Origin of the sequence: Lactobacillus delbrueckii subsp. delbrueckii DSM 20074 = JCM 1012 (assembly GCF_001433875.1) — a bacterium.
Lineage (GTDB): Bacteria > Bacillota > Bacilli > Lactobacillales > Lactobacillaceae > Lactobacillus > Lactobacillus delbrueckii.
Window position 1 is genome coordinate 1 of sequence record NZ_AZCR01000046.1, and the last position, 12,477, is coordinate 12,477.

General features: G+C 51.5%; 12 protein-coding genes and 3 pseudogenes. 13 read left to right on the forward strand and 2 right to left on the reverse strand.

The window, feature by feature from the left end; genetic code table 11:
* The first annotated feature begins 135 nt into the window (after positions 1-135).
* The 5 genes from FD23_RS06445 (at position 136) to FD23_RS06465 (ending at position 2,820) form a co-directional block, all read left to right on the forward strand.
* Positions 136-582, forward strand: a complete 447-nt coding sequence (locus FD23_RS06445) for an Rrf2 family transcriptional regulator (RefSeq protein ID WP_025896496.1) — start codon at positions 136-138, stop codon at positions 580-582.
* 55 nt (positions 583-637) lie between these two features.
* A complete protein-coding gene (locus FD23_RS06450) occupies positions 638-1,069 on the forward strand; it encodes an alcohol dehydrogenase catalytic domain-containing protein (protein WP_375711321.1) in 432 nt (143 codons plus the stop codon).
* A 157-nt stretch (positions 1,070-1,226) separates the two neighbouring features.
* The gene (locus FD23_RS06455) at positions 1,227-1,865 is read left to right on the forward strand and encodes an ABC transporter ATP-binding protein (RefSeq protein ID WP_025896497.1); all 639 of its coding nucleotides are present in this window, start codon (positions 1,227-1,229) and stop codon (positions 1,863-1,865) included.
* Positions 1,862-2,629: an ABC transporter permease gene (locus FD23_RS06460; RefSeq protein ID WP_025896499.1), complete on the forward strand. Its 768-nt coding sequence runs from the start codon at positions 1,862-1,864 to the stop codon at positions 2,627-2,629. Before FD23_RS06455 ends, FD23_RS06460 begins: the two co-directional genes overlap by 4 nt.
* A 2-nt stretch (positions 2,630-2,631) precedes the next feature.
* Positions 2,632-2,820 carry a hypothetical protein gene (locus tag FD23_RS06465; RefSeq protein ID WP_168161980.1) on the forward strand — a complete coding sequence of 63 codons (189 nt, stop codon included), beginning with the start codon at positions 2,632-2,634 and terminating at the stop codon, positions 2,818-2,820.
* Positions 2,821-3,063: 243 nt separating this feature from the next.
* On the opposite strand, the gene FD23_RS06470 is transcribed toward FD23_RS06465, so the two are convergent.
* Entirely contained in the window at positions 3,064-4,206 is a 1,143-nt protein-coding gene (locus FD23_RS06470; protein ID WP_052933504.1) for an SLAP domain-containing protein, read from the reverse strand.
* 260 nt (positions 4,207-4,466) lie between these two features.
* Between FD23_RS06470 and FD23_RS06475 the strand changes: the two genes are divergently transcribed.
* The 3 genes and pseudogenes from FD23_RS06475 to FD23_RS09720 all read left to right on the forward strand — a co-directional run.
* Positions 4,467-4,988, forward strand: coding sequence for a GNAT family N-acetyltransferase (locus FD23_RS06475; RefSeq protein ID WP_025896209.1), 522 nt, complete (start codon positions 4,467-4,469; stop codon positions 4,986-4,988).
* A 410-nt stretch (positions 4,989-5,398) separates the two neighbouring features.
* Positions 5,399-5,740: pseudogene (locus tag FD23_RS06480) on the forward strand (carbohydrate kinase family protein); the annotation flags it as partial.
* Positions 5,712-6,022: pseudogene (locus FD23_RS09720) on the forward strand (ECF transporter S component); the annotation flags it as partial. The pseudogenes FD23_RS06480 and FD23_RS09720, both read left to right, overlap by 29 nt.
* Here FD23_RS09720 and FD23_RS06485 read toward each other — a convergent pair.
* Positions 6,019-8,784 carry a DUF3427 domain-containing protein gene (locus FD23_RS06485; protein WP_025896211.1) on the reverse strand — a complete coding sequence of 922 codons (2,766 nt, stop codon included), beginning with the start codon at positions 8,782-8,784 and terminating at the stop codon, positions 6,019-6,021. The pseudogene FD23_RS09720 and the gene FD23_RS06485 sit on opposite strands and share 4 nt — an antisense overlap.
* A gap of 148 nt (positions 8,785-8,932) precedes the next feature.
* Between FD23_RS06485 and FD23_RS06490 the strand changes: the two genes are divergently transcribed.
* The 5 genes and pseudogenes from FD23_RS06490 to FD23_RS06510 form a co-directional block, all read left to right on the forward strand.
* On the forward strand, positions 8,933-9,655 hold the full coding sequence (locus FD23_RS06490) for a DUF975 family protein (protein ID WP_025896212.1): 723 nt from the start codon (positions 8,933-8,935) through the stop codon (positions 9,653-9,655).
* Positions 9,656-9,739: 84 nt separating this feature from the next.
* Positions 9,740-10,219: a YcxB family protein gene (locus FD23_RS06495; protein ID WP_025896214.1), complete on the forward strand. Its 480-nt coding sequence runs from the start codon at positions 9,740-9,742 to the stop codon at positions 10,217-10,219.
* Positions 10,220-10,311: 92 nt separating this feature from the next.
* Positions 10,312-10,740, forward strand: a complete 429-nt coding sequence (locus FD23_RS06500; RefSeq protein ID WP_025896215.1) for an Rrf2 family transcriptional regulator — start codon at positions 10,312-10,314, stop codon at positions 10,738-10,740.
* Between the two features lie 138 nt (positions 10,741-10,878).
* On the forward strand, positions 10,879-11,724 hold the full coding sequence (locus tag FD23_RS06505; protein ID WP_025896216.1) for an NAD(P)H-binding protein: 846 nt from the start codon (positions 10,879-10,881) through the stop codon (positions 11,722-11,724).
* 74 nt (positions 11,725-11,798) lie between these two features.
* Positions 11,799-11,990 (forward strand): annotated as a pseudogene (locus FD23_RS06510) (2-hydroxymuconate tautomerase); the annotation flags it as partial.
* Positions 11,991-12,477 lie beyond the last annotated feature (487 nt).

Below are 12,477 nucleotides of genomic sequence, written 5' to 3' on the forward strand. Positions count from 1 at the left end.
AAGTCATGCATAAAAGAAATACGGCTGGCAGAAAATCTGTCAGCCGTATGGCTTGAGTTGTAAAATCCTGGGAAATTAGCAGTTAAGTCCTCCCGGTAATGTATTTGTATCAGATACATTAACAAAGGAGCAGGTATGAGAGACACGAAGTACACGGTAGCGATCCATATTTTAGTTATGCTGGCCACCAGCCCCCGGGATCTGAATTCCGATGACTTGGCCAGGAGCGTCGGCACTAATGCCAGTTATATCCGTAAGGTGATGGCCCTTTTGAAGGATCATGGAATCATTGCCAGCCAGCGGGGGAAGTCAGGGACGCGGCTGCTGAAGCGGCCTGAGGCTCTGTCCCTGCTGGAAATATACCAGGCAGTCAACGGGGATGACGTGGAGATTTTTCAAATTCACCAGAATCCCAACCCGGCTTGTCCTGTAGGCAAAAATATCAAGCAAGTCGTCTTTCCATTTTTAGATGAAGCGGAGAGGCAACTGAAAGAGGCGCTGGCCAAGAACAGTCTGGCTGACGTTATTGATCGGCTGAAGCAAGCCGCGGAGGACACAGATGCGGGAAGCACAACTGATTAAATAGGACTCAAAGAACCCAATTATCAAACTGACCACGGCAGTTGGCGACCATGACTTGCTGATTGAAAGCAAGGTGGCCGCGGTGAACCCACTGGACAACCTCATAGCCCATGGCGATTTGAAGCTGGTCGTGCCTTACAAGCTGCCCCAGACTGTGGGCAACGAATTTGTTGGCATCGTCAAGCAGGCAGGTTCTGCTGTCAAAAATTTCCAAGCCGGTGACCGGGTCTATGCCCGGACTCCTTTGGACAATATGGGGGCTTTTGCTGAGGAAATCGTCATCAGTGAGCAGGCAGTGGCTAAGGTGCCAGCCTACTTAACCGATGAGGAAGCCGCGGCGGTTCCATTGACGGCCCGGACGGCCATGCAGGCCATTGACCTGCTGGGAATTTCCATGGGCGGCATGATTGCTCAGGAAGTAGTCGCTTTGATCCCAGAGCGGATCAAGTACCTGATTTTGGCCGGCACCGGCCCGCGGGGCACATGAGCATTTTCCAAAATGCCAGTGACTTCGCGGCCCGGACAGTCAAATTTTTAAAAGCTTAATCATCGAAAAGGGACGAGTCGTTTAGCGGAAGCGACTCGTCCTTTTTGGACTATAATGTAACTGCAGTATAAAAATTACAGAAATCAGGAGGAAGGAAATGGCACTCATTGAACTCAAGCAGGTGTCCTACCGGGCAGGTGACCAGGAAATCCTGCAAGACGTCTCCTTTGCCGTGGAGGAGGGGGACTACCTCACCTTGACCGGACCGTCGGGCAGCGGGAAAAGCACGACTTTGAAGCTGATCGCGGGCTTGATTTCACCTAATAAGGGGGAGATTTTTTACAAGGGGCAAAATCTTGATAGCCTGGATCTGGTCCAGTACCGCCGGCAGGTGTCCTACTGCTTTCAACAGCCAACCTTGTTCGACGAAACGGTTAAGGACAACCTGGCCCTGCCTTTTGCCATCCGCAAGCAGGACTTTGCTGAAAAGCGGGCCCAGGAAGCTTTGAAGCAGGTAGATTTGTCAGCTGACTATTTGGATAAAAAGATTACCACCCTGTCTGGCGGGGAGAAGCAGCGGGTGGCTTTGATCCGTAATCTGCTTTTCCGGCCGGAGCTCCTCCTGTTGGACGAAGTGACGACCGGGCTGGATGAAGAGAGCAAGCAAATCGTCCATCAGCTGATCGCCCGGGTGCACCAGGAGGGAACCACGATCGTGCAGGTGACCCACGACCAAGAGGAGCTGGCCGCTTCCAAGCAGCTCCTGCACATGGAAAAAGGAGGAGTTTTGAAATGAAAGCAATGGCTGTCAGCGATCTGTCATTAATCTTGTCTTTTGCCCTTGTCCTGGTACCCGTGGCGATTTCCTGGAAGGAAAAGCTGGGCTTGACCAGGGACATTTTTTACAGCGTGGGCCGGGCTATCGTCCAGCTGGTCATTGTCGGCTACGTCTTGAAGTTCATCATGCAGGTCAACAATGCCCTTTTGACCCTCTTGATGACCTTATTTATCATTTTTAACGCGGCCTGGAACGCCAATAAGCGGGATCCCAACCCGAACCGCCAGCTCTGGCAGTCAATCATGGCCCTTTTGATCGGGACTTACATCACCTTGGGCGTATTGCTGCTGACTCAGACGGTGAAGCTGAAGCCGATGCAGATCATTCCGATTACGGGGATGATCGCCGGCAATGAGATGGTGGCTATGGGTCTGTGCTATAAGGTTTTAGCAACGGGTTTCCATGACCAGCGCCAGCAGGTTTTGGAAAAAATCGCCCTCGGGGCTGACGTGAAGACGGCCAGCATGACCATCCTGCGGCGGAGCATCAAGACTGCCATGCAGCCGACGATCGATTCAGCTAAGACGGTGGGGCTGGTCAACCTGCCGGGGATGATGTCCGGGTTGATTTTTGCCGGCGTGGATCCAGTTTATGCAATCAAGTACCAGATCATGGTCACTTTCATGCTTTTGTCAGCGACTGGCCTGGGCGCCGTGATCGCGGGCTACCTGTCCTACCGCAACTACTTCAACAAGCGGAGCCAGCTGCGTGAAGAGCAGTAGCGATGTTAGAAAAATATTTTACCTGGCTGGCAGAAGTACTGTTAATCATAGTAGTAGGCTTGGTCTTCATAACTCTCCATTCTCTCTACTATAGTTATGGCATGATGATTTTTGGTGAGCATTCCGCGGCAGCAATTGAAATGTTTGGGAAAGCGAAAAGCTTTGGAGTAGCATTTACACTGTCGCGGTGATAGTCATTGCTGTAAGCACGCAAATCGTCAGATCTTTTAAAAGGAGTAAGAAGTAACTGGAGGATGCCTAAGTTATGAGCAGCGATGAGTGCATGTCTTGATGCAATCGAAGCAATGCGATTGTCGAATTATTCCTCATTTTGCTGACCAAGTATTACCGCTAATTTTTTTATGAAAAAAGCTCTAACTACCTCTGTGGCAATTAGAGCTTTGTTTGTTTCTAAAATTAATTCGCGATCCGGCTTACTTAACGTTGCCTGCCTTGATGTAACGGCCGACGTTGATCCGGTAGTAAGTCTTTTTACCGATCTTCCGCTTGCCGCCGTAAGTGAAGACCTGCTTGCCCTTCTTTAAGGTAGCAACTGACTTCACCCGCTTGCCCTTGCTATTGTAAGTCCAAGCATTGTGAATCAGCTTGCAGGCAGTACCATCAACGTTGTTGACCTTGATGTACTGGTTGGTCCCGATCTTGTAGTAGTTGTTGCTGCCGATCTTGACGATCCCGCCGATCACGTAAACGTAAGTGTACGCGCTCTTGTAAGCACCGGTTCTCTTACCGGCGGAAGTGTAGACGTAAGACTTAGACATGATCTTCTTCTTAGTCTTGCTTACAGGAGCTTGACTGGCTGGCGTCTTAGATGGACTTGATGAAGAACTGGAGCTGATTGACAGAGGCAGAACTGAGATGTTCCCGTCAACATTCAGCCCCTTCCAGTTTTCAGTGAACTGCCAGATGATGACCCCGTTCATTGACGGGAAGTATGAAAAGTCTGGCGCGTCGATCCGGCCTGAGCTGGTGTAGTAGGCTACCCACAATGAGTTAGGGTAGGTTGACGTAACCGTGCTCATGTTGATCGCGTTGTTCAAAAGGTAAGAACCAGAGTAGAGCAATGGCTGGTAGCCAGCTGCCTTAACCTTCTTCATGAAGGTCATGATGGCGCTGGTATTAGCACTTCTGCTCCCGCTGGTTGAGTTGCCGCTGCTGGTTTCCCAGTCGATAGCCAGGTATGAGCCTACTGGCAGCTTGACTGCCTTGGCGCTGGCGATAGCGTAGTCCGCTTCACTCTTAGCTCTGGATGAGCTGGAACCGAAATTGGCGAAGTGGTAGGCCATTGGCAACAGTTTGTTGGCCTTGGCGCTGGCTACTTGTGCCTTGGCGTTTGGATTTCGGTAGCTGGTGCCTTCGCTGACCTTGACAATGACGAACTGAGCGCCCGCCTTGCTGTACTTGGTCGTGCTGGTTGGCTGGTAGCTTGACACGTCAACCCCATAAGAACGGCTGCTGGCGCTGGTCGTGCTGGCCTGTGCCAGGCCGGCGAAGCTCATGCTTACAGCTGCCGTTAATGTGGAGACTAACGCAAGCAGTTTAAGGTGTTTAAACTTCATGTATCTGGTACTTCCATTAAAAAAGTGTGTGATTGAAAATGCTCAAAATAAGTGGTTTGTTTTGCAACAATCCTCATTATATAACTGCAATGTTACAAAACCTTGACACAACCTTTTCTAATTCTTAAATAATATTACAGTTTTTAGCACTGAAAAGGCTTCCCTTTAAGCAGATCGTTTGAGCTTGCCTGCCGACTTATGTAAAATACCCTTTGTCGTTGTCATTGAACCAGTAATATAGATAAGGGAGCGAATAGGAAATGCAGATTAGAAAAGCAGAATTGAAAGATTTTGACCAGGTGATGGCGATCCTGCAGGACGGGCGCAACCAGCTGGCAGAAAGAGGGATTGACCAGTGGCAGGGGGACTACCCGAACCCTGACCACGTCCGCCAGGACATCGAGAATGGCTATGCCTACCTGGCCAAGGCCGACGACGGGGAAACAGTCGGGACCTTGACCATTATTCCCGCGCCGGACCACGCTTATGATCAATTGGACGGGCACTGGCAAATCGACACGAATGACTACGTTACCATCCACCGGGTGGCCATCCACTCTGACCACACTGGTCACGGCTATGCTTCTCAACTCTACCAGGCAGTGATCAACTACTTCGCCAGCGGCTTCAATGACATCAAGTCCGTCAGAGTCGACACCCATGAGGATAACCTGCCCATGCAGCACTTGATCGAAAAGAGCGGCTTTAAGCGGGTCGGCACCCTGCATGGGGTCTACCGGGAAAACGAGACCAGCTACGTTTACGAACTTCTGACTGTTTAAATTATACTTACTAAGTAATAAGTAAGCAGCATAAGTAAATAGCTTAAAAATGATAGCTGTTTTGAAATTCGTAAGGAAAAGATCATATTTTCATCACAACTATCTTGTATATTAGATTCGTAGCTTGAGGTTGTGGAGAGCCGCAAGTTGCAACATCCAAATTTCTTTTATTTTTCTTTCCTCAATGTAACATTGCATTGAATTTTATACATACACAACACATTCCTAACCAAAGTCAGTTGTTCTTCTAAGCAACTGGCTTTTCTTGTGCTCTGAAAATGAAAATACCCGTGTTATACTAGTTATTACCAGATTAGAAAAAAGTTTCGCAATAATTACTTTCATATTTTTTAAGCAAGCATATAATAGAGCTACTGAGCAATAAGGAGGAGCCAAAGTGAAATCCAGTCTTGATCAGTCAAGATCTATCCTGTGTTGGTCAAGTCTCGCTGGCGGTCGCCTTGCCCGTGTTAGGGGCCAGCGGCCTGCAGACCGCGGCTTTGCCAACGGCAATTTTGTCAACGCATACGGGCGGGTTCGGGGAGAACACCTTCCTGGACCTGTCGGCCAGTCTGCCAGATATTTGGGCGCACTGGGACAAGGAAAAGATCTCTTTTGACGCCATCTATTTGGGCTACCTGGGCCAGGCGGCCAGCCGGGTCTGGGAGAAGGGGCTGGAAGAATACAGCCGGCAGGGGAAATTCATCCTGCTGGACTCGGCTATGGCTGACCACGGCCGTCTCTACCGCGGCTGCCATTTTGTCCGCGGTCTACAAGGGCATGAAGTACAACGACAGCAAGAAGAACATCATTATTTTGGCGGTCATCGCCGGGGTAACCAAGATTTTTACCTCTTACGCGACGATGGTCGTGGCTGCCTTGATGGCCGGGACGGCATTGCAGCCAGCCCTGGTCGCGGCCTTCCTTCAACCGCGGTCTGCACGCCGATCCTCTACTTTGCCTTGAAAGATATTACCGTCCGCGTCATGAAGCGGGCACACAAAAAGGCTTCCCGGCCGGGAAGCCTTTTTTAATTGCTAAAAAGCTGGTCGGCGATTTTGGCTGGCAGGGGATCAGGCAGAACCAAATCCAGGCCGACCGCGCTCTTGCCCTTGAGATTTACCTCGCGGACCGTGGCAGGGTCGATTTTCGCTGAGCCCAGGTAGTAAAACTTTGGACCGTAGGCATCCGCCCGCTTGACGAAGACCGGAATCCGGGTGACTTGCTGGCCAGATTCCGTCCCCCGCAAGAGCTGCTGGACTTCCGGGGAAGACAGGTGGCGGGGAGTTCTGGTATACCAGGCCAGGCGCTGGCCGCGTGCCTGGTTGTCATAGCGGGCATTTCTTTGCTCCTGGTCAGTTTTTTGATAAGTGATAAAAACCGGGCAGACATTGCCACTCAGCCGGTAGCCATACATGGGCCGGCTGACGTCTAGTGGCCAGTTGAGCAGGCGGCAGACCTCCTTGCGGTCGTAAGCCGCGTAGAGGGTGAAGTCTTGAGTCGGGTCTTTTTCTTTGGCGAGGAAGAGGCCAGTTTCGACCGCGTCTTTAAACAGACGGAGGAAGTCGGGACTAGCTTGGACGATCTGAGGATTTAAGGACCAGCAGCCGTCCTTTAAGCAGGCGACAGGCTCGCCGCCGTACTTGGCCTTTTGGCTAGTTGATCCGCTTTTGACATCATAGAAGTCCAAGGAGAGGATGGCTTCCAGAGATTTTTCCAAGGCGGGTGAGTCGTAGGCCCCGTAATTTTTTAACAGAGCTTGGAAGTCTGTCTGACTGATTTGGCCTTTTGGCAAAAGAGCCTGCAAAAGCAAAAGTTCATGTGGCCGCTGGCCTGGGGCCAGTTCCTTAGTAACGAAGGAGAGGACCTGGCTTTCGTAAGAGGACAGCTGGCAGGGCTGGCCCATTTTTTCCAAGAAGGCTCCGTAGTGGGGCAGGGACTTGTTGTCCAGCCAGAGGCGGGGTGAGACCTGGTCTTTTTTGGCGAAATCCAGCAAAAGGGGCGCCCGGCCCAGCTGCTGGGCCAGGTCCGCGTAGGCTTCCCGCAGCTGCTTGAGCGAGTCCAGCTTGACCTTGTCCAGGGAGGCCAGGATCTCCTGGCTGGCGATCCGGCTGAAGTTGATGGTGGACAGGCCGGCAAAGCTGACGGTTTGCAGCTGGTACTTCAGCTGGTCGCGGGAGAGCTTTTTCCCGGCTAAGGCCAGGGGGATCAGGTAGTTGTTCTGGTAGTTGCCGATGAAGTCCAGGACGGTGACGAAGTCCTGGCCCGGGTAGAGGCGCAGGCCCCGACCCAGCTGCTGGATAAAGACCGTGGTTGACTGGGTGGCCCGGAGCATGACGATCTGGTTGAGGGCGGGAATGTCCACGCCTTCGTTGAAAAGGTCGACCGTCACCAGGTAGTGGAGGCGGCCGCTTTCCAGATCCTTGACCGCCTGCCGGCGGACAGCTGGGGAATCCTGGTTGGTCAAGGCCTGGGCCGGCTGGCCCTGTTGAGTAAAAGCTTCCGCCAATTGCCGGGCTTCTTCCTGCCGGCTGCAGAAGACCAGGCCGCAGGGGCGGGGACCGCTGTAGCCGTAATAATCCAGTTCTTTAAGGAGGTAGCTGACCCGCTTTTTCGCGCCCAGCCAGCGGAGGTCGCTGAAGTCATCAGAAGTCTGGCCGTCAATTTCATAGTCGCGGATACCGATATAGTGGAAGGGCGTGAGCATTTTGCTTTCCAGGGCATCGGCCAGGCGGATCTCGTAGGCTAAATTGTAGTCAAAGAGGGCAAAAATATCCTGCTGGTCCATCCGCTCCGGCGTAGCTGTCAGACCCAGGCAAAAGGACGGGCTGAAGTGGCTGAGGACTTTTTGATAGCTGGGCGCGGCGGACCGGTGGGCTTCGTCAATCAAGATGTAGTCATAAAAATCAGCTGCCTGGCTGGCCAGGAACTGGTCCCGGGAAACGGTCTGGATGGTCGCGAAGGTGTAGCGGGCCTGCTGGTGGCTGGTCCCGGTCAAAAGGGCGAAGTCGCTGTCCTTGCCTCCGATAACCTTTTTGAAGGTCTCAAGGGCCTTGCGGGCGATCTCTTCCCGGTGGACCAGGTAGAGGAAGCGGTGGGGGGCAAAGTCTTTGACCGCCAAAGCCGCCAGGTAGGTTTTCCCCGTCCCGGTAGCAGAAACGACAAGGGCCCGGCGGGCGCCGCTTTTGACTAAGGCTTGGAGATTTTCCAGGGCGGCTGCCTGCATCTGGTTGGGAACGATCTTTTCTTGTTTCACGTGTAACACAGGCTTGGCTGGCGGCTGCCAGCTTTTTTCATAGTCAGCCAGCCAGGTGTAAGTCAGGGGCTGGCTTTTGCCCGTCAAGTCCGCTAAAGCCGCGGCTAGTTGCCGGGGCAAGGCCGAATCTGTTTGGGAATCGACCTTGAGGCACCATTCCTGGTTGGCCAGGAGGGCGGACCGGGTGAAGTTGGCGCTGCCGATGACGGCGGTCTGCCAGTCCCCATGGTCAAAAAGATAGCCCTTGGCATGGAAGGGACCGTCCACGATCCGGACGGTAAGATTGGAAATTTTTAAGAGCTCGGCGAAAACCCGGGGCTGGTTGAAGGCAAGGTAGGTCCCGGTGATGATGGTCCCGCGGACCCCGCTGGCTTGCAGGTCTTCCATGACCAGCTTGAAAGGGGGCAGCATGTCGGCGGTGATGAAGGCCACGGCCCAGGTAAAGGACTGGCAGGTCAGCAGCTGCCGGCGCAGGGTTTGCCAGATGTTTTCTTGCTGATTGCTGACGAGCCGGGGCGGGCTCAATGGGGAAAGTTCCATGGATTTGACCTCACTGTGGAAAGATTTTTTACCATCATAACACAAGGGAGCAGCGGGGAAGATAGGAAAAGAATTATGTTACATGTGAAACAATCAGCGCTATAATAATGGTGAAAATAATAAAAGCTTTTTTACAGAGGAGAGAACAATGAAAGCGAAGGAAATCCGGGCCCTGGCCCGGGAAAACCTGAAGCAGATTCCGAAGAAGATCTACATGCCGATAGGCCTGCTTCTAGTTGTGGCAAATATCATACCGAATATCGTTGACCAGGCCACTGATTCCAAGTCGTGGGTTGGAGCTAATATCATCTTCTTTCTCTTGGAAATCGCGGCCGCGCTTTTGACGGCTAACGGCTACATCTTCTTTGATCGCTGGCGGAATAAGATCCAAAAGGGAGGGGAAGAGCCAAATGCCTGGTGCGGCCTAACCGGCCAGCACATTGCCCGCTTGCTCATTTATGGGGTGATTGAAGCCTTGATCATCGGGACCGTAGCCGTGACCGTGGCCGTGGCGATCGCGGCCGCGGTGGTTGGGTCAGCCATTCCGCAAGTACCGGTAGCGGTAAGCATCATTCTTTTGATCTTGCTGGTCGTTTTGCTGGTCTGGATTGAGCTGCGGCTGACCTATGTCGTTTACGTGATCGACGATGATGTGCGGACCGGGCAGAAGCGGTCAGTCTGGGCAGAAATCGGGGCTGGCTGGAAGCTGACTAAGGGCCGGGTCTGGAAGCTGCTTTGCCTTAATTTATCCTTCTTTGGCTGGTACATTTTGACCGCCTTTACCCTGGGAATTTTGGGTATCTGGCTGATGCCATACTACAATTTGGCAATCGCCGAAACTTATGAACAGAGCAAGGAAGACAGGTATTAGTATTATTAGACGCGCGATGGCGCGTCTTTTTTTACGGGCAGGGAAGAATAGCTTATAATTTTTAATAGAAAGGACGTGAGGCAGATGGCACAAGCCTTATATATCAGCGAGATTCACATGGACTTGAACGAGTACACCAGAATGGCCATGAAGGTGACGGAAAAGAGCCGGCGGCGGATCATCATGATCGCGGAAGCAATCTGGATCGCAGCCGGAGCGGTGGCTTTCGCCTTGAAGAAGTATGACTTTACGGTCATGTTTGCCCTGGTGATTGCTTTTTACCCGGCGGCACTCGTCTACCTCTATAAGCGGCGGCTGAAGAAGATTTACGTGGGCATGCCAGCCATCAAGGATGACTACGTGCGCTACGAATTCTACCCGGACCACTTCCTGGTTTTGACCAACCGGGGGGACGGGGAATACCGCTATGACCAGATCAGCCGCTATGTTGAAACTGACGAGGAAATCATCATGATGCCGGCTCCGGACCAGGGCATGCTGCTTTTGAAGAAAAACTGCAGCCCGGACTTGATCAAGTTTTTACGGGAGAAATGCCAGCGGTAGTTTCACGTGGAACACAGCAAAAGTGGCAAATTGCCGGAAAAGCTGTTAAGATTAAGGAAACAGGCTTTTTTTTAAAAAGGAGCTGGTAAAAAATGAAATTTTCCCATAAATTGAGTGACGCGGTCCACCTGCTGGTCTACATCGAGATTTTTCCCGATGATGACCTGTCCAGCCGGGCGATCGCGCGTAGCATCTTGACCAATCCCAGCATGGTGCGTAGTCTGATGATGGACCTGCGCAAGGCAGGGCTTTTGAATACCAAGCAGGGGAGCGCTGAGCCGGAACTGGCCAAGAAGCCGGAAGAGATCAGCCTCTACGATATCTTCGCGGCAGTCGGTATGGACCACCACTTGCTGCACGTCGATGAAGACACGGAGCAAAAGTGTCCGGTTGGCGGCAACATTCAAGGGCCGCTGGCTAAGGCCTACGCGGAAGTGGAAGAGGCGGCTTTTGCCAAGATGCGGGAGATCAGCCTGCGGGAAATTGTCGACCAGATAAAAGAAGAAGGGCAGCTTGCTTAATTACGTCAGCGAAAGCTGGCGTTTTTTTATGGAAATAGATGTTGACTTTAAAAATACACGTGCTAGAATTACTGTAGATTTAAAAATAACAAGTAAACGAAATAGAAAAAAGAGAAAAAGAAACTAACGGAGGCAATTATGAAGTACGCTATTTCAGCGGCTACTGGCAACTTTGGCCAGACCGCGGTCAAGAATTTGGTTGATGCAGTTGGGGCAGAAAATGTAGTGGCGATCGTCCGCAACGAAGAAAAGGGGAAGCAGCTTTTGCCAGCTGGAATTGAAATCCGCCAAGCAGACTACGGCGATGAAGCAGCTGTAGAAAAGGCCCTGGCTGGCGTGGACAAGTTGCTCTTTATTTCCTCTCAGCCAGGCGGGGCAGTAACTAGAGCTGACCAGCACAAGAATGTGGTTGAAGCTGCTAAGAATGCCGGCGTTGGCTACGTGGCTTACACCAGTTTCCCGAAGGCCAGTGAAAGCGACAACTGGCTGGCAGCTGACCACAAGCTGACGGAAAAGCTGCTTAAGGAGAGCGGCCTCAGGCACTCCTTCCTGCGCAACAACTGGTACCTAGAAAACGAAATGACTTTCCTGGCTCCAGGTCCGGCAAACCGGCTTTACTGGGCTAACAACTTTGCCGGCTGGGCATCGGAAAGTGAATATGTCGCGGCAGCGGTTAAGGTTTTGACCAGTGATGATCCAAAGGAAGTTTACGAATTTGCTGGCCCGAAGCGGAGCTATCAGGACCTGGCAGAGGCCTTGAACGTGGCAACTGGTGAAGAAGCAGCAGCCAAGCAGGTCAGCCAGGACGAATATGTGAAGGCCTTGGAAGGCCTGGGCTTGGATCATGATACGGCGGCAATGTACGCTGCCTTCCAACAGCCAATTGATGATGGTTCATTGACGGAAGAAAGCAGCGACCTGGAAGAAGTTCTGGGCGGCTTGACTCCGCTGGACCAGGCAATCAAGGAACTTTTGGCAAAGTAGCTTTGGCAGATACTTTTTCTAAAAAAGCAGGTATAATGTAGGAAAAGTTACTTGTTTTTGAAAAAAGGAGCAAAACAATGCCATTTGTACACATTGAACTCTTGGCTGGCCGGACGCCAGAACAACTGGAAAAGATGATGAAGGACGTGACCCGGGTGATCTCAGAAGACACTGGCGCACCAAAGGAACACATCTCCGTGATCATTAATGAACTTGGCAAGCAGCAGCTGGCTCAAGGCGGCGAATGGAGAGAACCACAAGCCTAAAGATTTTGACTCACCCAAGGCGGGTGGGTCTTTTTTTCAGGAAAATAGCAGGGGAGAAATAATATGCAAAGTGAATCAAGAGGGAAGGAGGGCTAGAAAGGCAAAGGATAAGGGGCCTTTCCTAAAAGGAAAAATCTTAGCAAAAATAGTATAATAATTGGCTAAACTTGGTATAAGTTCTATGATAAGATAATAGGTGAAAAGTGAGTAGAAAATAACGACTGAGGCGAAAGCGGAAGATAAAGCGCAACACAGCACTAGAAAGCCAGCACTGACAAGGAAGGGTTAGGGCTGGCTTTTGTTTTCGGAAAGAAAATATTTGATTGCTTAAGAGATAGGAGTCTATTACTTAATCTTCTTTGATCAAAGTACTAGTGTAGTGTCATGCCGATATTTTGAAAGTGGCGTGCAATTCTGGTACAATCTCTGTAGTATATCTATCAATTAGCTGCGGAGGTTTATCAACCATGACACCTACTTCTAAAAA

Coding starts and splice junctions, on each gene's coding strand:
- FD23_RS06445 (WP_025896496.1), top strand. CDS start 136: ATGAGAGACACGAAGTACACGGTAGCGATCCATATTTTAGTTATGCTG.
- FD23_RS06455 (WP_025896497.1), top strand. CDS start 1,227: ATGGCACTCATTGAACTCAAGCAGGTGTCCTACCGGGCAGGTGACCAG.
- FD23_RS06460 (WP_025896499.1), top strand. CDS start 1,862: ATGAAAGCAATGGCTGTCAGCGATCTGTCATTAATCTTGTCTTTTGCC.
- FD23_RS06465 (WP_168161980.1), top strand. CDS start 2,632: ATGTTAGAAAAATATTTTACCTGGCTGGCAGAAGTACTGTTAATCATA.
- FD23_RS06470 (WP_052933504.1), bottom strand. CDS start 4,206: ATGAAGTTTAAACACCTTAAACTGCTTGCGTTAGTCTCCACATTAACG.
- FD23_RS06475 (WP_025896209.1), top strand. CDS start 4,467: ATGCAGATTAGAAAAGCAGAATTGAAAGATTTTGACCAGGTGATGGCG.
- FD23_RS06485 (WP_025896211.1), bottom strand. CDS start 8,784: ATGGAACTTTCCCCATTGAGCCCGCCCCGGCTCGTCAGCAATCAGCAA.
- FD23_RS06490 (WP_025896212.1), top strand. CDS start 8,933: ATGAAAGCGAAGGAAATCCGGGCCCTGGCCCGGGAAAACCTGAAGCAG.
- FD23_RS06495 (WP_025896214.1), top strand. CDS start 9,740: ATGGCACAAGCCTTATATATCAGCGAGATTCACATGGACTTGAACGAG.
- FD23_RS06500 (WP_025896215.1), top strand. CDS start 10,312: ATGAAATTTTCCCATAAATTGAGTGACGCGGTCCACCTGCTGGTCTAC.
- FD23_RS06505 (WP_025896216.1), top strand. CDS start 10,879: ATGAAGTACGCTATTTCAGCGGCTACTGGCAACTTTGGCCAGACCGCG.